This is a genomic window from Pseudarthrobacter sp. alpha12b (genome assembly GCF_054130495.1).
Window position 1 is genome coordinate 4,198,959 of sequence record NZ_CP196746.1, and the last position, 17,341, is coordinate 4,216,299.

A 17,341-nucleotide genomic window follows, 5' to 3' on the forward strand; every position below is an offset into this window, starting at 1 on the left:
GCGGGCCGGTGCCGGCCAGGGGTGTGAATTTCGACGGCGGCGCGGGGCGCCCGGGGGCCGGTGACGGTCCCGGAGGTGTAAGGGACGCCTAGCGCCCGTTGACGCCGAGCGTTTCCAGCAGTGAACTGCGCATGAGGGCGAGTTCGGCGGAGGCGCGCTCGCGCGGCCGGCTGCCGGGCACCTCGATGGTCCTGACGATGGTGGCACCCTGGCCCGCGGCCGCAGGACCCAGGACGATGATGCGGTCTGCGAGCTGGAGGGCTTCGTCCACGTCATGCGTGACCAGCAAGACGGTGGTGGGCTCTGCCCGGTGGATGTCCAGGAGCAGGTCCTGCATCTTGATGCGGGTGAGGGCATCCAGGGCGCCGAAGGGCTCATCGAGCAGCAGGACGCCGGGGTTCCGGGCCAGGGCCCTTGCCAATGACGCGCGCTGCGCCATGCCGCCGGACACCTCACGGGGGCGGTGCTTGGCGAAGTCCTGGAGCCCCACGAGTTCCAGGAGCCGCGCCACCTTGGCTTTGCCCTCTTTCGCACTGGACCCGGCAGGCAGCCCGATGGCGACATTGGCCTGCAGTGTGTGCCAGGGAAGCAGCCGGGGTTCCTGGAAGGCGAAGGCGCACCGCGGATCGATGCCGAGCACGGGCGTGTCCTCAATGACCACGGACCCGGCACTTGGGTAGTCCAGGCCGGCTGTTGCGCGCAGGAGGGTGGACTTTCCGCAGCCGGAGGGGCCCAGAATGGCGAGCACCTCACCGGCCGCCACATCGAAGGTGACGTCCCGCAGGACGGTATGCGCGGCGGAACCGGTGCCGAATGTGCGGCGGAGGCCCCGGAACGACACCGGAAGGGCAGGGGCGTGGGCGGAGCCTGCCCCGGCAGGAAGGGGCGACAAAACTGCGGTCATAGGATCACTCCATCGGGCCTGGCAGTAGCACCCTACGGAGGCAGCCTCCCGGAGTGGTCAGTTCCGGGTACCCGCGGCTGCGGTCCTTGCTATCGCCGGGGCGTTGGGGAGCGTCCGGCGACCAGGGTTGCTGCGGCGTCATCGATCCAGGTCTCTCGGCCGCTCGGGATGGTCAAAGACCACTACACTCCAATGAATCCGCGAGAGCAAACTCTCGCGTTCGCCGCGTAATATTCGTTCACAACGCTTCCTGTCCCTCATGGTCGGTCATTTATTCGGCACTCCACGAGTCCTGGCGTGGAGCGTAGGCTGATCCCATGGGCCACACGAACGATCCTGCCGTTATTGAACGCCTTCTGCGAACCAAGGGCCGGTGGGCAATCGTCGGCCTCACCACCAATGAGTGGCGCTCCGCCTACGACGTGTCGCTGATGATCCGCGACAGGCTGGGCATGGAGATCATCCCCGTCAACCTTCCAGGCGACCCTGTCCACGGCGAAGCCGGGTACCGCACCCTGGCCGACATCCCGGCGGACAAGCAGCCCATCGACGTCGTCGATTGCTTTGTTAATTCGCAGAAAGTGGGCAGCGTGGTTGACCAGGCCATCGCCGTGGGTGCCAAAGCGGTGTGGCTTCAGCTGGGCGTCATCGATGAGGCGGCAGCGGCACGCGCCGAGGCGGCCGGGCTCGATGTAGTGATGAACGCCTGCCCTGCCCAGCTTGCCTGGAAGTACAACCTCTAGGTCTTCATCAGCTCCGGCGGCCCATCAACTGCGGGTAGTGCCTTTCGGTGACGTCCGGATGCGCGCGCATGCGGCCCTTGAGCATGTTCAGGCCGAAGGACGCCAGGAGCGGGTTGGCGGGATCGTCGGTGATGCCCCGGGCGGCTGCCTTCAGCTCAGGTGCCAGCGGGACGGGCTCGATGACTGCGTCGAGCCGGGGCGACCAGAAGAACGGGACCGAGTAGCGGTCGACGCCGGGCGGCGGCGCCTGGACGCGGTGGATGGTAGCCGCGAGGTATCCCTCGGTGGCCACTTCCAGCATCTCGCCGAGGTTCACTACCAGCGCTCCGGGAAGCGGCTCCACGGGGAGCCACTGGCTGGTTCCGGGCGGCAGCACTTCAAGGCCGCCGACGTCGTCCTGCAGCAGGAGGGTCACGAACCCGTAATCGGCATGGGAACCGACGCCCTGGTCACCGGCCGCCTCAACCACGCCGCCCACGTAGTGAACCAGCTTGCCCATCCACGCCGGGGTGTCCCGGAAGGGCTCGTCGAAGTAGTCTTCCGGCAGCTGCAGCTGCAGCGAAACCGCGATGGCCCGCAGCAGCTCCATCCCAACCTCGGACATGAGTTCCGCCCACTCCATGGCGGCGGGTTTGAGTTCGGGGAACGCTTCGTCTGGCCAGAGGTTGGGGCCCTGCAGCAGCCAGTAGGCCTGGTCTTCCGGATAGTCCCTGACCGGTGCGCGCTCCGGGGAGTAGTCGATCTGCTCGCGTGCGTCTGCCCGGCCCTGGGTCACCTCGGTGCCCATACGGGTGTAGCCGCGGAAGTGCGGAGACAGCCGGTTGTCCAGCTTCATCCGCTCCCCAAGCGGCAGGTTGAAGAAGCGCCGGAGAATGTCCAGCAGCTCTTCTGCCTGCCCCGGCCGGCCGCCGTAGCCCGTAATTTGGAAGAACCCGACATCATGAGTGGCATGCCGCAGCTGCTCAATGAACTCGGGGCTGAATGACCCGTAGGGCTGCCGTGCGGAACTCAGATCCAGAACAGGTATGGCTCCCTGGTCGCGTGACATCCTCGCAGACTAGCACCGCGCAGGCCCGCTTTATAGGCTTCCCTCATGGACCCAAACGCGCTGCGGAAAATCTGCCTTTCGTTTCCGGGAGCCTACGAGGATTTTCCGTTTGGACCGGAGACCTCCGTCTTCAAGGTGCGGGCCCACATTGCCGGCGGCACCCGCCGTGAGGCCAAGCTGTTTGCCTTGTCGTCCATGGACGAGCATGACTTCTACGTGAACCTGAAGTGCGAACCGGCGCTCGCGGTGCAGTTGCGGGCGGTGCACCCGGCGATTACCGGCGCGTGGCATATGAACAAGACCCATTGGAACGGTGTCCGCCTTGACGGCTCGCTGCCGGACGGGATGGTCCGGGACCTGGTGGAGGACTCATATGACCTTGTGGTGTCAGGCTTGAGCCGGAAGCAGCAGGAACAGCTGGGGTGGGCACGCCTCGGGAAGGCAGGCAGCAATGGCGGATAAGGCGGCGGGCAGGCTCGGCTACCCGGGCGTGGGAGGCACGGAGCATGGCAGTGCCCCCGAAGGATACGACCGTGTCCTGGAGGAGGCGCGCCTGGGCAGCGGGCTGGACGTCTACCGGCGGGTGGCGGACGGGATCCTTGCCTGGGAGCTGCAGCGGCGGGCAGGGCTTCGCGTCCGCGCCGATTCGCCGAAGGCGGTCCCCGGCGCACACGTGGTGAGCGGATTCGGCGTCGGGCCCTTCCGCCTGCCGGCCCCCTGCCAGGTGGTCTGGGTCCATGAGCCGGCGCCTGACGGTGTTCCCCAATCCGCCGGGTTCGGCTACGGGACCTTGCCGGGCCATCCCGCCCGCGGCGAGGAATCCTTCGAAGTGGAGATCAACAGCCACGGGGAGGTCTGGCTGCGGATCCGGGCGTTCAGCAAACCGGCCAACTGGTTCTACGCCGCCGGGGGCCTGGTCACCCGCGCGGCGCAGCGCTACGTTACTTCCCGGTACATTGAAGGGGCACGCACTCTCGCCGCGGAAGGAACATCCCAGTGATCTTTATCGTCGTCAAGTTCAAGGTCAAGCCCGAATGGTCGGAGCGCTGGCCGGACCTCGTGGCGGACTTCACCGAAGCCACCCGGAAGGAACCGGGCAACCTGTGGTTCGACTGGTCCCGCAGCCTGGACGACCCCAACGAATACGTCCTGGTGGAAGCCTTCAAGGACGACGCCGCCGGCGACCACGTCAACAGTGACCACTTCCAGAAGGCCATGGCGGACATGCCGCAGGCCCTCGTCGAGACTCCCAAAATCATCAGCCGCCAGCTCGACGGCGACGGCTGGGACCTGATGGGCGAGCTCACCATCTGACCCCATCGATTGCTCCGTACCTGTCGTTCCGGTCCTCCTAAACGGCAGCTACGGAGCACTCGATAGCATGAAGCATGTGGATCGGCTGGATCGAGTTCGACATCCTGCTTGGCGACGTGCACAGCCTGAAGGAGAAACGCTCTGTTGTGAGGCCCCTCCTGGCTGAGCTCAAGCGCCGGTTCGAGGTTTCGGTCGCCGAGGTGGGGGACCACAGCCAGTACCGGCGCGCGAAGCTTGGCGTTGGCCTTGTGGCTGCGGACCGTCCCCACCTTGTGGAGGTGCTCGCCGCCGTCGAACGCTTCGTGGCGGGCAGGCCGGAGATCGAACTGCTCAGCGCCCGCCAGCGCGAGCTGCACAGCGAGGACTAGCCCCGCCACCCCCTCGTCCCGCAAGCTCGACCTGGGGACCCGGACGGCGTAGGCTCCATCGATTGCTCCGCACCGGTCGTTTTCGCGTACCAAAACGACGTCTGCTCGGCAATCGATGAGGGGTGTGGATAACTTCTGCGGACTTTGCCTGATTTTGGTCTTATGGACCGATGAAGACGCCACGCTTGCTCCCCGAGGAACTCAGAGGCCGTCCGTTCACCCTCGTCGACGCCTCGCTCGCCGGAGTATCCCCGCGCCGTTGGCGGCACGGTTCGATGGAGCGTTTGGGCCGGGGGATCCGGGTGGAAGGCGCGACGGCGGGACTCCCCTTAAGCGTTCGCGTCCGGCCTTTCATTGAGGTCAACGGGCGATGTGCCGCATCGCACGTCACCGCCGCGGAGCTCATTGGTCTGCCGCAGCGGCGGCAGACTGAAGGCCTTGAGGTCTATCACCTCATCCGGCCCGAAGGCGCAGCGCATCTTGCGCGCCCGTACGTTATCGTCCACCGGATGAAGCTCTTCGAGGACGAGGTGATGTTGGTGGAAGGACTGCCCGTCACTACCCCCGAGCGCACCTGGCTGGACATGGCGGAAATACTGTCCGTGGATGAGCTCGTGGCGATGGGGGACAGGTGTGTCCGCGTGCCCAGGCTGGAGCTCGAGGGCAGCGACCAGCCGCTCTGCTCCATGGCTGATCTTCAGCGGGTGATCGAGCGGCACAAAGGCAAGCGGGGACTCCTCAAGGCCAAAGAGGCCATAGAGCTCGTCCGGGTGGGAGCCGACTCGCCCCAGGAAACCCTGCTTCGGCTGGCATTGGTCCGGGCAGGTATGCCTGAACCTGAGCTCAACGTCGCCATCACCGACGATGCCGGCATCCCACACCATGAGCCTGATTTGAGTTACCGCAAGCACCGGATCGGCATCGAATACGAGGGCGAACATCACGGTGACGGCGGACAGATCGTGCGGGACATAGCCCGATCGGAGCGCTATGCCGCATTGGGCTGGATTGAAGTCCGAATCTCCAAGCGCCACATGCTCAACGACGCCAGGCCTGCCGTCCTGAAGGTGCGCAGTGCACTGGTCCAGGCCGGCTGGCGGCGCGACGCGTAAAAAACGATTGCTCCGCAGTTGTCGTTCTGAGGGTTCAAAACGACAACTGCGGAGCAATCGATAATGGTACCGGATACGCCTTGGAAACTAGCCGAAGTACTTCGGCAGGGTCCCCTCGTGGGCTTCGCGGAGAGCGTCCAGGGACAGGCCCTCCACGCCGTTGATTTCCAGCTTGCCGCTGGCCGCGTCCACCACGCCGATGCGGGTGTGCGCGAAGCCGCGGGCGGTGCACATGTCCGTGAAGCGGACTTCCTCGGAGCGCGGGACGCCCACGACGGCGCGGCCCTGCGACTCGGAGAAGAGCGCCGTGAACAGGTCCACGCCGTCCCGGTCCATGACATCCTGCAGCGCGATGCGGGCACCGACCCCGTAGCGCAGCGAGGACTCCACCAAGGCAGCCGCGAGGCCGCCTTCGGAGAGGTCGTGCGCGGAGTCGATCATGCCGTCGCGGGACGCGTTGATCAGGATCTCGCCCAGTGCGCGTTCGGCCTCAAGGTCGACCTTCGGCGGCTGCCCGCCCAGGTGGCCGCGCATGTTGGCCCACTCGGAACCGTCCAGCTCGGCGCCCGTGATGCCCAGCAGGTAGATGGCCTGGCCGTCCTCACGCCAGCCCGACGGCGTGCGGCGGGCAACGTCGTCGAGCTTGCCCAGGACCGCCACCACGGGGGAGGGGTGGATGGGCGTAGTGCCCGTCTGGTTGTACAGCGAGACGTTGCCGCCGGTGACCGGGATGCCCAGCACCATGCAGGCGTCGGACAGGCCGCGGATGGCCTCGGCGAGCTGCCACATGACATCCGGATCTTCGGGGGAGCCGAAGTTCAGGCAGTCGCTGACGGCCATGGGGATGGCGCCTGCGGTGGCAACGTTGCGGTAGGCCTCGGCCAGCGCCAGCTGGGCGCCGTGGTACGGATCGAGGTAGGTGTAGCGGCCGTTGGCGTCGGTGGCAAGGGCAACGCCCAGGCCGGATTCCTCGTCCACGCGGACCACGCCGGCGTCGTCGGGGAACGCCATGGAGGTGTTGCCGCCAACGTACCGGTCGTACTGGTTGGTGATCCAGGACTTGGAGCACATGTTCGGCGATGCCACGAGTTCGGTCACGGCGGCAGCGAGCTCAGCGGGAGCGGCCGGGCGGCCTGCATCCTGCACCGAGCCGGTGAAGGTGTCGGCCTGGACGGAATCCTGCCACTCGGGACGGGCAAACGGGCGGTCGTAGACCGGGCCGTCGTGCGCCACGGTGCGGGGATCGACGTCGACAATTACGTCGCCTTCCCAGGTGATGATCAGGCGGCCCGTGTCAGTGACCTCTCCCAGCCAGGAGTACTCCACGGCCCACTTGTCCATGACGGCCTCGAACGCTTCCACGTTCTCGGGGGTGACCACGGCCATCATGCGTTCCTGGGATTCGGACATGAGGATCTCACCCGGGGTCAGGGTGGGGTCGCGGAGCAGGACGGAGGTCAGCTCAACCTGCATGCCGCCGTCGCCGTTGGAGGCCAGCTCCGACGTGGCACAGGAAATACCGGCGGCGCCCAGGTCCTGGATGCCTTCCACCAGGGAGCCCTTGAAGAGCTCAAGGCAGCACTCGATGAGGACCTTCTCGGCGAAGGGGTCGCCCACCTGGACGGCGGGGCGCTTGGACGGCTTGGTGTCGTCGAAGGATTCGGAGGCCAGCACCGAGGCGCCGCCGATGCCGTCACCGCCGGTGCGCGCACCGAACAGGACCACCTTGTTGCCCTTGCCGGAGGCGTTGGCCAGGCGGATGTCCTCGTGGCGCATGACGCCCACTGCCAGGGCGTTGACCAGCGGGTTGCCCTGGTAAACGGAGTCGAACACCATCTCGCCGCCGATGTTCGGCAGGCCCAGGGAGTTGCCGTACCCGCCGATGCCGGCCACGGCACCATGCATGACGCGGGCGGTGTCCGGGTGGTCGATGGCGCCGAACCGCAGCGGGTCCATGACGGCAACGGGGCGGGCGCCCATGGAGATGATGTCGCGGACAATGCCGCCGATGCCGGTTGCGGCACCCTGGTAGGGCTCAACGAACGACGGCGAGTTGTGCGATTCGATCTTGAAGGTCACGGCCCAGCCGTCCCCAAGGTTGGTCACGCCGGCGTTCTCGCCGATGCCCACCAGCATGTCCTTCTTCATTTCCTCGGTGACCTTCTGGCCGAACTGGCGCAGGTGGTTCTTGGAGGACTTGTAGGAGCAGTGCTCACTCCACATAACGGAGTACATGGCCAGCTCGGCGCCGGTGGGGCGGCGGCCCAGGACCTTGACGATCTCGTCGAACTCGTTCTGCTTCAGGCCCAGCTCGGCCCAGGGCAGCTCCGTGTCAGGGGTCTTCGCGGCATTCTCGACGGTGTCGATGTTGAACTTCTTGGTGGTTTCGGTGGTCACTTGTCGCCTCCCACAATCTTGTTAAGTACGGAGGTGAAGAATCCGAGGCCGTCGGTGTCGGACCCGCCAATGCCGTCCAGCGATTCCGGACCAAAGCCCGGCTCCACAGCGTGCTCGGGGTGCGGCATGAGGCCCACTACGTTGCCGGCGGCGTTGGAGATGCCGGCAATGTCGCGGCGTGAGCCGTTCGGGTTGAAGCCCACATAGCGGAACACCACGCGGCCCTCGGCCTCAAGGGCGTTCAGTGTCTTCTCGTCGGCGATGTACTGGCCGTCCTGGTTCTTCAGCGGGATGGTGATTTCCTGGCCCGCCTGATAGTCCAGCGTCCACGCGGTGTTGGCGTTCTCGACGCGCAGCACCTGGTCGCGGCAGAGGAACTTCAGGTGGTCATTCTTGATCATGGAACCGGGCAGCAGGTGTGACTCGGTGAGGATCTGGAAGCCGTTGCAGATGCCGAGGACAGGCAGCTTGGCGTCGCTGTTGGCGGCGTCAATGATCTTGGACATCAGCGGGGCGAAGCGCGCGATGGCGCCGGCACGAAGGTAGTCGCCGTAGGAGAAACCACCGGGGATGACGACGGCGTCCACGTCGCCGAGTTCGCTGTCACCGTGCCAGAGTTCGACGGCGGTGCCGCCGGCCAGGCGCACGGCACGGGCTGCGTCCCGGTCGTCAAGGGTGCCGGGGAAGGTAACGACGCCGATGCGGGCGCCGGCGAGGCGTGGCTCCGCCGCGACTGCGACGGCTTCGCCGATCAGGGGGAGTTCAGTCATGTCAGGCCTCGACGACCTCGACGTTGACGACGTCTTCGATGACGGGGTTGGACAGGAGGGTTTCAGCGGCATTGCGGGCCTGGGCCAGGATCTCCTCCGTCACCTCGCCGTCGACCGTCAGTTCGAAACGCTTGCCCTGGCGGACAGAGCTGAAGCTGGTGAAGCCCAGCCGGGGGAGAGCGCCAACGATTGCCTTCCCCTGCGGGTCCAGAATCTCGGGCTTGGGCATGACGTCAACAACGATCCGGGGCATCCGGCAACTCCTGTGCGTGAGCTTGGGTAAGGGCGCAGCGGAGTGGTGCCGTCTCACGCCGTACCGGGGTTTGGGGGACTGTTGGTCACCTGCGTTGGTTCACCATGAGGTCGGGCGCTCCGCGAGCTTGCCCTATCATTCTACCGGCCCGGGCGCACCCCTCTGCATTCGGCTTCTTTGTGCGGCGGAGCCGAACGAAACGTCCAGTCTGCGGGGCCGTTGCGGTTGTGTGTCTGGAGTTGTCGGTAGCCCTTCACTAGGATTGCTGGATGGCTGAGAATTCGAAGTCCGTGCTGTTGCCGGTGGTGGCCGCTGCCGTGTTCGCCGGCCTGGGCCGGATGGTGTTCCAGAAGGTGAAAGCGGACCGATTGGCCCGTGAAACCCGGGTTGCGGGCCCGGTGGATGAAAAGACCAGGCAATGGATCAGCGATGTGGTGCGAACGCCCCGGCAATAGCGCCGGCAGCCATCGTCCGCTCGTGAGAGGGCGTCCTTCGGGGCGCCTTTTTCTGTGCCCGGATCCCCTGGCCGCTCCGATATGACAAGCAGAAATTTCCGAAATGTGCTCTATGTCATATCCCGCTATCAGTCTGTACTCTGTGAACAGTCTGGTCTCAGCAAATTACAAAACCTGTAATTTCCTCTGAAGTTCCAGCCGGGCGCCCACCAAGACTGGGCGGTACATCGTGAAAGGGTTGCACGTGAAATCAACTGGAAAGAGCCCCTTGCGGGCTGGGGGACTCCGGAAAGCGGCCGCCCTGGCCGTCGGGTTACCCCTTCTCCTTAGCTCGCTGGCAGTAGGTCCCGCTTCGGCGGCACCCGGGGGCCGGGGCGGGAACGCCGCCTCCACCGCAAAGGACAGCCAATTCAAGGACGGCCGGTACATCGTGGTACTGGCCGGCCCGGCTGCCGCGGCGTACGACGGCGGAGTTGCGGGGCTGGGCGCAACCAAGCCGCAGCTTGGCAGGAAGCTCGATGCCGGCAGTCCCAACTACAAGGCTTACGACGCCCACCTGCGCCAGCAGCAGCGCGACGTCGCAGCGGCCCAGGGCGTCAGCCCTGCCAAGCAGTACACCGCGGCCCTCAATGGGTTCACGGCGGAACTGACCGCCGCGCAGGCAGGAGCCCTGTCGAAGGACAAGCGTGTCCTGGTGGTGGCACCGGACGTCGAAAACAAGCCCGACTACACCACCAACGACTTCCTCAAGCTCACCGGTCCCGACGGCGCCTGGGCCAAGCAGTTCGGTGGAGAAGCCAACGCCGGCAAGGGCGTGGTGGTAGGCGTCATCGACTCCGGCTACGCGCCGGACAACCCCTTCCTGCAGGGGGAACCGGTGAAGCCGCTTCAGGGTGACGCGCAGGTTGGCGTCCCTTACCGCACCGGTGACGGCAAGATCGCCATGCTGAAGGCGGACGGGACCACCTTCCAGGGGGAATGCCAAAAAGGCCAGGGAACCGGGGCGGCCTTTGACGGCTCCCTTTGCAACTCGAAGGTGATCGGCGCCCGCTACTTCGCCGACTCCTTCCTCCAGTATGTGGCACCTGGAAACCGGGCACCCCAGGAGCAGATCTCCCCGGTGGACGTCGGCAGCCACGGCACCCACACCGCCACCACGGCAGCGGGCAACGCCAATGTTGAACAGGTGATCGACGGAGCCAGCTTCGGAAAGAGCTCAGGCGTGGCCCCTGCCGCCAAGGTCTCGGTCTACAAGATCTGCTGGGAGGACACCAACCCGGACACCGGCGGCTGCTATTCCTCCGCTTCGGTGGAGGCCGTTGATGCAGCCATCAAGGACGGCGTCGATGTCCTGAACTACTCTATTTCGGGCAACAACGACAGCACCACAGACCCTGTGGCGCTGGCCTTCTTGAATGCCGCAGCGGCCGGCATCTTCGTCTCGGCGTCGGCGGGTAACTCCGGCCCCACGGCCTCCACCGTGAACCACGCTTCGCCGTGGCTGACCACGGTGGCCGCTTCCACGTTCCCCAGCGACCTGCTGGGAACGGTTAAGGTTTCCGACGGATCGCTGTACCGCGGCGCGTCCATCATGAAGTCGGAAGTGGCGGACAAGCCCGTGGTCGTCGCGGCTGCCGCGGCCGCTCCCGGGGCTGCAAACCCCAACCTTTGCGGCCCGGGAACCCTGGACGCGGCAAAAGTGGGCGGCAAGGTTGTGGTCTGCGACCGCGGTGTGGTGGACCGGACCGCGAAGAGCCAGGAAGTCCTGGACAAGGGCGGCGTAGGCATGATCCTGGTGAACCTCACCAGCAGCTCCGAGGATGCTGACAACCACGTCATCCCCACCGTCCACGTCAACGCACCCAAGAGCCTGGAACTGAAGTCCAAGCTGGAAGCCAATCCAAAGCTGACGGTGAGCCTGGTTAAGGGCGACCTGACCGGCCTGCCCCCGGCCCCGGTGCCACAGATCGCAGGCTTCTCCTCCCGGGGTCCCACCCTTGCCTCCGGCGGTGACCTGCTCAAGCCGGACATTTCCGCCCCTGGCGTCAATGTCCTTGCCGGCGTCTCCACTATCGGCAACCACGGCGCCCAGTTCGGGTTCATGTCCGGCACCTCCATGGCCGCACCGCACATTGCCGGTTTCGGCGCCCTGGTGCTGGGAAAGCAGCCCAAGTGGACCCCCGCGATGGTGAAATCCGCCATGATGACCACCGCCTACCCCTTGGTTAACGCCGACGGTTCACCCAATACCGACCCGTTCCAGGGCGGCGCCGGCCACATCGATTCCACCCGCGTCCTCGATCCCGGACTGGTCTACGACTCCGGTATCCAGGACTGGCTCGGCTTCCTGAACGGACAGGGTGTGGAAACCGGAGCGCCGCAGGCAGGCACCATCGCTGCCCGCGACCTCAACCTGCCATCCATCGCCCTGGGCAGCCTGGTGGGGGAGGTCCAGGTGAAGCGCAAGCTGACCGCCCTGGTGCCGGGCATGTACCGTCCCGAGGTTAACATGCCGGGCTTCAGCGTCAACGTGGAACCCAAGGCCCTGAACTTCGCCAAGGCCGGCCAGACCCGCGAAGTGACCGTGACCATCCGAAACGTCAGCGCGCCGGTGGGTAAGTTCAGCACCGGAAGCCTCACCTGGAAGGGCCCCCGGACGGTGACGTCGCCCATCGCCGTCCGCCCTGTTGACGCCCAGATCGCCCCGTCGTTCTCCTTCAGTTCGGCCACGGGTAGCGGCAGCGGCACCATGGAGCTTGTGTCCGGCTCGGACAGCCCCATCGCCGTCGGCGTGGAGGGCCTGGCGCCGCTGAGCCAGACCGCCATCACCAAGACCCCTGGTGCGTACGCGCCCGCGAACGATGCGCACAACGCACTGCTTCAGGTGAAGGTGCCCGCGGGCACCTCCTTTGCCCGGATGGGCGTCCAGGCGCAGTCGAACGACGTCGACTGGGACATGGTGGTTTACGCGCCGAACGGCTCGGGCGGGCTGACTCCCATCCAGGTAGCAACGGCATCTGCCAGCGAGTTCCTGGACCTGGAATCACCCCGCGACGGGACCTACTACGTGGTGGCCAACCTGTATGCCACGCCGGGCAATGGGCCGGCCACCGCATCCGTGCAGGCAGTGACCTTTGCCGGTGATGCGGGCAACCTCACGGTGAACCCGAATCCCATCGTGGCGCCGAACGGAACTGCTACGTCGGCAACGCTGAACTGGGCCGGCCTTTCTGAGGGGTCCTACCTCTCACGGCTGAGCCTTGGCAGCAACGGCATCAAAACCTGGGTGAACGTGCAGGTGGGACAGGGCTCGGCCCCTGCCCCGGCCGGCGCTCCCCAGCTTGGCCTGGCGCAGGCGGTACCCGCCACCTGACCGGGCAGGCGGTACCCGCCACCTGACCGGGAAGACATGGGGGGAGGTCCCGGGTGGTCGTCAGGCCGCCCGGGACTTTTTCTGCTCTGCCGCTTCCGTTCCTGCCGCGGAAAGCTAAGTGGCGGTCCCGCCCAGCAAGGGGCCCATGGCCTTCCAGCGTGCGATTTCACAGCCGTCGGTGCGGGTAAAGGTCGAGTGGACGGCGCGTCCACGGAATGTTCCGGTGACCACGGCGACCTGTGGGCCGCCGTACTGCTGGGTGCACAGCTTGGGTGGCCCGGGTTTGGGGAAAAAGATGTCCTCGCCGAACCGCTCCACGGCGGCCAGGGCGGCCACCGGCTCCGGCAGGGTGGTCCCGGCAACCGGGTGCCCGTCCTTCGATACCAGCCGGAACACGTATTGGGGAGCGTCGGGATGGTCACGGATGCTGACGGTCAGGTCGATCACTGTGGCGCTCCTTCCGCGATGGCCCCGAGCTCCTCGGCAAGCCTTTCCCGCAGGACGCCGGCTTCCGCGGCGAACGTGCGCTGCTGGTCAACATAGACAGCCTTGCCGCGGGGCGTCTCGATGGGAATGGCGGGGTAGCCCCAGTCGGCCAGGTCGTAAGGGGATGCCTGCATGTCCATGGCCCTGATCCGCCAGGACAGTTCAAAGCAGTCCATGACGAGTTCGCTGGACAGCGCCGGCAGCAACTTGTACGCCCACTTGTAGAGGTCCATGTTGGCATGCAGGCATCCCGGCTGCTCCATATGCCGCTGCGATTCCCGGCTGGGGGAATGCTCGTTGAGCGGGATGGCGTCCGGGGTGTAGAACCTGAACGCGTCGAAGTGGGTGCAGCGGATCCTGTTGTCCTCCACCACTTTGTCAGTACCGGACGCCCCCAGCCGCAGCTGCAGGTACTCATGCCGGAGATCGAACTTGTCCTGACGGTAGACCATGGCCCACTCGTGGAGGCCGAAGCAGCCGAACTGGGCCGGCCTGGCCGCGGTGCCGTGGAGGATGATGCCGGCGAAGGCCACTGCATCCTTGCGGTCGGCCAGGAAGGCGCGCCGATCGAAGGTGGCCGCGATGCTTCCCGCAGCCAGCCCCAGGGAGGCGAGCTCGCCGTCGTCGAGCATCCGGTAATGCTTCCAGCCCAGCCGCTCGGCTGCCGGACCACCGGTGAGGACTGCTCCGGCGCCGGGGTGCCACCGCTTCAGCTGGCCGGGCTTCTGGGTGTAGTAGGTGAAGAGGAAATCCTCCACCGGGTGCTTCTGGCCCGCCGACCGCCGGGCCAGGTAGGGGTCGGCGTAGCGGCTGACGCGCCGCAGGTGGGCCTCTTCCCTTATCTGCGCACTGTCCTCCGCCAGGAGCTTAAGAGGCTCCACCGGATGAACCCAACACGTCCTTGGCAGCGTCCCACGCGCTGATCTCGCATCCGTTGGTCCGTGCAAAGGATGAGTCCACGGCAACACCGTCCACCACGCCGGTGACAGTCGCTTTTTGGGGGCCGCCGTACTGCTGCGTGCAGGGCTGCGCGGTACCCGGCGCGGCAGGAGCCGCGATGCCGGGGTTGCCCTTCAGCGCTGCGCAGGCGGCAGCGGCATTGGGGTGGCTGCTTTCCGCGGCCGGCGTGCCTGAGGAACAGACCAGGGTGTAGTTCACTTCCGGTGCGCCCGGGGACGGAACCACGGTGATGGCGAGTTCAGCGTTCCCCTGTCCCGGACCATTGCTTGGCCGTGACGTGGCGGGGGCGGGAGCCGGCAGGGAGGTTTCGGTGTCGGGGGACGGGGCGGCGGAGCTTCCGGGGGAAGAAGAGGAAGGGCCGGCCGATGCCGCGGAAGGGGCTGTTGACGCGGACGTGCCGCTGTCAGGAGTGCCGCTGCAGCCGGAGATCAGCCCCACGCCAACCGCCAGGAACGCTGCGAGCATCCGAACTCTGCGCATCAGGCCACCTCTCCTTCGTCCAGTAATTCTAGTCGCTTGGCCCAGGGGCGGCAGGCTTCTGTCCTGCCGCGATCACGCTGCGATCACTCATTGGGAGGTGGCTGCGATCAGCCCCATCATGGATGCGTGCAGTTCCGTGACCTGCCCCCGCGTCAGCCCCAGCCGCTCCATCATGGTTCCCGGCACCTGAAGCGCCTGCTGCCGCAGTGCGGCGCCTTTGGGGGTCAACTCGACGGCGAGTGCGCGCTCGTTGCCGTCTGCCCGGCGTCGGGTAATCAGTTCCGCTGCTTCCAGCCGGCGCAGAAGCGGGGAGATGGTGGCCGGTTCCTGGGCGAGGGCCTCACTGATGTTCCGCACCGTGCGGGGGCTGTCTTCCCACAGGCAGAGCATCACCAGGTACTGCGGATGGGTGAGGTTGAGTTTCTCCAGTACGGGCTTGTAGGCGCCCACTACACTGCGGGCAGCCACCGTAAGCGCAAAGCAAAGCTGGTGTTCCAGCAGCAGGTCTTCCTCCTGCACGCCGGCTGCCTCTTTCGCGTCCGTTGCCGTTGTGGCGGTCATGTGTCCTCCCATTGTTAGTGCACTAATCATTAGTGTACGTTTGTTGTAGGTAAACGGTGAGTGGAAGGAAACTCCTCATGGGCAGGGACAGGTCCGCAGGCAAGGGCAACGCCTCCCAGCGCTTCATGCGCGCCACAGGAAAGCTGCGGGCAGTTTTCGGTCCAGCCAGCCGCACGGCGCTGGCGCACGATATGACCGAAGAAAACCGCAGGCTGCTGGCCCAGCGCCAGGCGGAAACCCAGCAGTGGGAAACCATCACCAGGCCGGACGGCAGCACCTACGTGGTGCCCAGGAACCCTGAAGACCGTTCCCTGCGGTAATTCCTTTTCCCCTGGCACCAGCGCCTTTTTCCTGTCGCGGGCATAAAATAAGGGCACTGGCTCCTTCCGGAGCCGGGTGCGTTTTCGCCCAAGATACGGGAAGGGGGTGGAAACAGTGGCACATGTCCTTAACAGTTTCATGGGCCTGACTGACAGGCTCCGCTTCGTTTTTGGTCCCGCCACCCGACTGGACGCTGATACGCCCGTGATGCATAAACACGACGAGTTCGAGCAGGCCTCCGAAGAGGACCTTTCTCATTTCGTGGTGGAAACCGATTCAACCGGCCACCACTACGCGGTGCGGCGGGAAGACCTGGAGCGCGAAAGCTGACCATTCCAGATGCCCTAAGAGACTAAAAAGGCCGGGCTGCCCTTCCTCCAAGGAAGGGCAGCCCGGCCTTTTTCATGACGAGCCTAGCGGCCGGTCCCGCCGTAGACAGTCGCTTCGCTTTCGGTGTCGAGCCCAAAGGCCTTGTGGATGACGCGCACTGCCTCGTCCAGCAGGTCGGCGTGGGTGACCACCGAAATGCGGATTTCCGAGGTGGAGATCATGTTGATGTTGATGCCGGCATCTGACAGCGCCTTGAAGAATGTGGCGGAAACGCCGGGGTGGGAACGCATGCCGGCGCCGATCAGGGACAGCTTGCCGATCTGCTCGTTGTATTCGATGGTTTCGAAGCCGATCTGGTCCTGCGCGGCGTGAAGGGCGGCCAGGGCGTCGGCGCCTTCCACGATGGGCAGCGTGAAGGAGATGTCCGTCTTGCCCCTGCCGGCTGTGGACACGTTCTGGACGATCATGTCGATGTTCGAGTGCGCATCGGCGATGACCTGGAAGATCGCGGCGGCCTTGCCGGGGATGTCGGGGACGCCGACCACGGTGACCTTCGCTTCGGAACGGTCATGCGCAACGCCGGAGATGATTGGCTGCTCCAAGGCAACTCCCTCTTGAGTGGTGATCTTGTCGTCGGCGCTGGGGATGACCCAGGTGCCTTCGTGCTGGCTGAATGAGGAACGGACGTGCAGCGGGACGCCGAACCGGCGGGCGTATTCCACGCAGCGCAGGTGGAGGATCTTGGCGCCCGAGGCAGCGAGTTCCAGCATCTCTTCGCTGGAGATCGTGTCGATCTTCTGGGCTGACGGGACAACGCGCGGATCGGCGGTGAAGATGCCGTCAACGTCGGTGTAGATCTCGCAGACGTCCGCTTCGAGTGCTGCCGCCAGCGCCACGGCCGTGGTGTCGGAACCCCCGCGGCCCAGCGTGGTGATTTCGTTGGTGGCCCGGCTCATGCCCTGGAAGCCTGCCACGATGGCAATGTTGCCCTTGTCCAGGGCGGTGCGGATGCGGTGCGGGTCGACGTCGATGATCCGGGCCTTGCCGTGGATGCCGTCGGTAATCATGCCCGCCTGCGACCCGGTAAAGGACTGGGCGGAGGCGCCGAGCTTGTTGATGGCCATGGCCAGCAGTGCCATGGAAATGCGCTCGCCGGCAGAGAGGAGCATGTCCATTTCGCGGGCGGGGGCGGAGTCGGTCACTTGTGCCGCGAGGTCCAGGAGTTCGTCTGTGGTGTCGCCCATTGCCGAGACCACCACCACTACCTCGTTGCCGGCTTCCTGTGCGTCCACGACGCGCTTTGCCACGCGCTTGATGCCGTCAGCGTCCGCAACGGAGGAGCCGCCGAACTTCTGCACGATGAGTTGTTTGGTCACCGCGCCGGAGGCGGGCGCCGCCTGCAGCTGTGTTGCGTTGTGCACTTCGGTGGTGGGCGTACTCATGCGCGTACCTTCATTGGATCAATT

General features: G+C 65.8%; 20 protein-coding genes. 10 read left to right on the top strand and 10 right to left on the bottom strand.

Annotated features, from left to right (window positions below; all coding sequences use genetic code 11):
- Nucleotides 1-88: 88 nt before the first annotated feature.
- Nucleotides 89-904, bottom strand: coding sequence for an ABC transporter ATP-binding protein (locus ACTAQI_RS19460; RefSeq protein ID WP_457948051.1), 816 nt, complete (start codon nucleotides 902-904; stop codon nucleotides 89-91).
- A 317-nt stretch (nucleotides 905-1,221) separates the two neighbouring features.
- Here ACTAQI_RS19460 and ACTAQI_RS19465 point away from each other — a divergent pair, with 317 nt between their 5' ends.
- Nucleotides 1,222-1,647, top strand: a complete 426-nt coding sequence (locus ACTAQI_RS19465) for a CoA-binding protein (protein ID WP_457948053.1) — start codon at nucleotides 1,222-1,224, stop codon at nucleotides 1,645-1,647.
- Between the two features lie 7 nt (nucleotides 1,648-1,654).
- Here the strand turns inward: ACTAQI_RS19465 and ACTAQI_RS19470 are convergent, their stop codons facing one another.
- Nucleotides 1,655-2,695 carry an isopenicillin N synthase family dioxygenase gene (locus tag ACTAQI_RS19470; protein WP_457948055.1) on the bottom strand — a complete coding sequence of 347 codons (1,041 nt, stop codon included), beginning with the start codon at nucleotides 2,693-2,695 and terminating at the stop codon, nucleotides 1,655-1,657.
- A gap of 45 nt (nucleotides 2,696-2,740) precedes the next feature.
- Here ACTAQI_RS19470 and ACTAQI_RS19475 point away from each other — a divergent pair, with 45 nt between their 5' ends.
- The 5 genes from ACTAQI_RS19475 to ACTAQI_RS19495 all read left to right on the top strand — a co-directional run bounded on the left by ACTAQI_RS19475 (nucleotide 2,741) and on the right by ACTAQI_RS19495 (nucleotide 5,489).
- The gene (locus ACTAQI_RS19475) at nucleotides 2,741-3,157 is read left to right on the top strand and encodes an MmcQ/YjbR family DNA-binding protein (RefSeq protein WP_457948057.1); all 417 of its coding nucleotides are present in this window, start codon (nucleotides 2,741-2,743) and stop codon (nucleotides 3,155-3,157) included.
- Nucleotides 3,147-3,695 carry a DUF1990 family protein gene (locus tag ACTAQI_RS19480; RefSeq protein ID WP_457948059.1) on the top strand — a complete coding sequence of 183 codons (549 nt, stop codon included), beginning with the start codon at nucleotides 3,147-3,149 and terminating at the stop codon, nucleotides 3,693-3,695. Before ACTAQI_RS19475 ends, ACTAQI_RS19480 begins: the two co-directional genes overlap by 11 nt.
- Nucleotides 3,692-4,009 (top strand): putative quinol monooxygenase, encoded by a 318-nt coding sequence (locus tag ACTAQI_RS19485; RefSeq protein ID WP_457948061.1) that lies wholly within the window; start codon nucleotides 3,692-3,694, stop codon nucleotides 4,007-4,009. The genes ACTAQI_RS19480 and ACTAQI_RS19485 overlap by 4 nt, the downstream gene beginning before the upstream one ends.
- Before the next feature lie 74 nt (nucleotides 4,010-4,083).
- Complete coding sequence (locus ACTAQI_RS19490) at nucleotides 4,084-4,377, top strand: DUF503 domain-containing protein (RefSeq protein ID WP_457948062.1); 294 nt, start codon at nucleotides 4,084-4,086, stop codon at nucleotides 4,375-4,377.
- A gap of 170 nt (nucleotides 4,378-4,547) precedes the next feature.
- Nucleotides 4,548-5,489, top strand: coding sequence for a hypothetical protein (locus tag ACTAQI_RS19495; RefSeq protein ID WP_457948064.1), 942 nt, complete (start codon nucleotides 4,548-4,550; stop codon nucleotides 5,487-5,489).
- A gap of 87 nt (nucleotides 5,490-5,576) precedes the next feature.
- On the opposite strand, the gene purL is transcribed toward ACTAQI_RS19495, so the two are convergent.
- The 3 genes from purL to purS are packed head-to-tail and all read right to left on the bottom strand — an operon-like array spanning nucleotide 5,577 to nucleotide 8,909.
- Nucleotides 5,577-7,886, bottom strand: a complete 2,310-nt coding sequence (gene purL, locus ACTAQI_RS19500) for a phosphoribosylformylglycinamidine synthase subunit PurL (RefSeq protein WP_457948065.1) — start codon at nucleotides 7,884-7,886, stop codon at nucleotides 5,577-5,579.
- A complete protein-coding gene (gene purQ, locus ACTAQI_RS19505; protein WP_457948067.1) occupies nucleotides 7,883-8,656 on the bottom strand; it encodes a phosphoribosylformylglycinamidine synthase subunit PurQ in 774 nt (257 codons plus the stop codon). Before purQ ends, purL begins: the two co-directional genes overlap by 4 nt.
- Before the next feature lies 1 nt (nucleotide 8,657).
- Nucleotides 8,658-8,909: a phosphoribosylformylglycinamidine synthase subunit PurS gene (purS, locus tag ACTAQI_RS19510; protein WP_045730009.1), complete on the bottom strand. Its 252-nt coding sequence runs from the start codon at nucleotides 8,907-8,909 to the stop codon at nucleotides 8,658-8,660.
- 269 nt (nucleotides 8,910-9,178) lie between these two features.
- Between purS and ACTAQI_RS19515 the strand changes: the two genes are divergently transcribed.
- Nucleotides 9,179-9,364, top strand: coding sequence for a hypothetical protein (locus ACTAQI_RS19515; RefSeq protein ID WP_159633506.1), 186 nt, complete (start codon nucleotides 9,179-9,181; stop codon nucleotides 9,362-9,364).
- A 268-nt stretch (nucleotides 9,365-9,632) separates the two neighbouring features.
- Complete coding sequence (locus ACTAQI_RS19520) at nucleotides 9,633-12,737, top strand: S8 family serine peptidase (protein WP_457951112.1); 3,105 nt, start codon at nucleotides 9,633-9,635, stop codon at nucleotides 12,735-12,737.
- 114 nt (nucleotides 12,738-12,851) lie between these two features.
- Here ACTAQI_RS19520 and ACTAQI_RS19525 read toward each other — a convergent pair whose 3' ends face one another.
- The 4 genes from ACTAQI_RS19525 to ACTAQI_RS19540 form a co-directional block, all read right to left on the bottom strand.
- A complete protein-coding gene (locus ACTAQI_RS19525) occupies nucleotides 12,852-13,184 on the bottom strand; it encodes a serine protease inhibitor (protein WP_457948069.1) in 333 nt (110 codons plus the stop codon).
- Nucleotides 13,181-14,104 carry a 3-methyladenine DNA glycosylase gene (locus tag ACTAQI_RS19530; RefSeq protein ID WP_457948071.1) on the bottom strand — a complete coding sequence of 308 codons (924 nt, stop codon included), beginning with the start codon at nucleotides 14,102-14,104 and terminating at the stop codon, nucleotides 13,181-13,183. Before ACTAQI_RS19530 ends, ACTAQI_RS19525 begins: the two co-directional genes overlap by 4 nt.
- A complete protein-coding gene (locus ACTAQI_RS19535) occupies nucleotides 14,091-14,663 on the bottom strand; it encodes an SSI family serine proteinase inhibitor (RefSeq protein ID WP_457948072.1) in 573 nt (190 codons plus the stop codon). The genes ACTAQI_RS19530 and ACTAQI_RS19535 overlap by 14 nt, the downstream gene beginning before the upstream one ends.
- An 87-nt stretch (nucleotides 14,664-14,750) precedes the next feature.
- On the bottom strand, nucleotides 14,751-15,224 hold the full coding sequence (locus ACTAQI_RS19540) for a MarR family winged helix-turn-helix transcriptional regulator (RefSeq protein ID WP_457948074.1): 474 nt from the start codon (nucleotides 15,222-15,224) through the stop codon (nucleotides 14,751-14,753).
- A gap of 77 nt (nucleotides 15,225-15,301) precedes the next feature.
- Between ACTAQI_RS19540 and ACTAQI_RS19545 the strand changes: the two genes are divergently transcribed.
- Together ACTAQI_RS19545 and ACTAQI_RS19550 are read left to right on the top strand one after the other, a co-directional pair.
- On the top strand, nucleotides 15,302-15,544 hold the full coding sequence (locus ACTAQI_RS19545; protein WP_457948075.1) for a hypothetical protein: 243 nt from the start codon (nucleotides 15,302-15,304) through the stop codon (nucleotides 15,542-15,544).
- A gap of 115 nt (nucleotides 15,545-15,659) precedes the next feature.
- Complete coding sequence (locus ACTAQI_RS19550) at nucleotides 15,660-15,875, top strand: hypothetical protein (protein WP_457948077.1); 216 nt, start codon at nucleotides 15,660-15,662, stop codon at nucleotides 15,873-15,875.
- An 83-nt stretch (nucleotides 15,876-15,958) separates the two neighbouring features.
- Here the strand turns inward: ACTAQI_RS19550 and ACTAQI_RS19555 are convergent, their stop codons facing one another.
- Nucleotides 15,959-17,317, bottom strand: a complete 1,359-nt coding sequence (locus ACTAQI_RS19555) for an aspartate kinase (protein WP_457948079.1) — start codon at nucleotides 17,315-17,317, stop codon at nucleotides 15,959-15,961.
- Nucleotides 17,318-17,341: the final 24 nt, after the last annotated feature.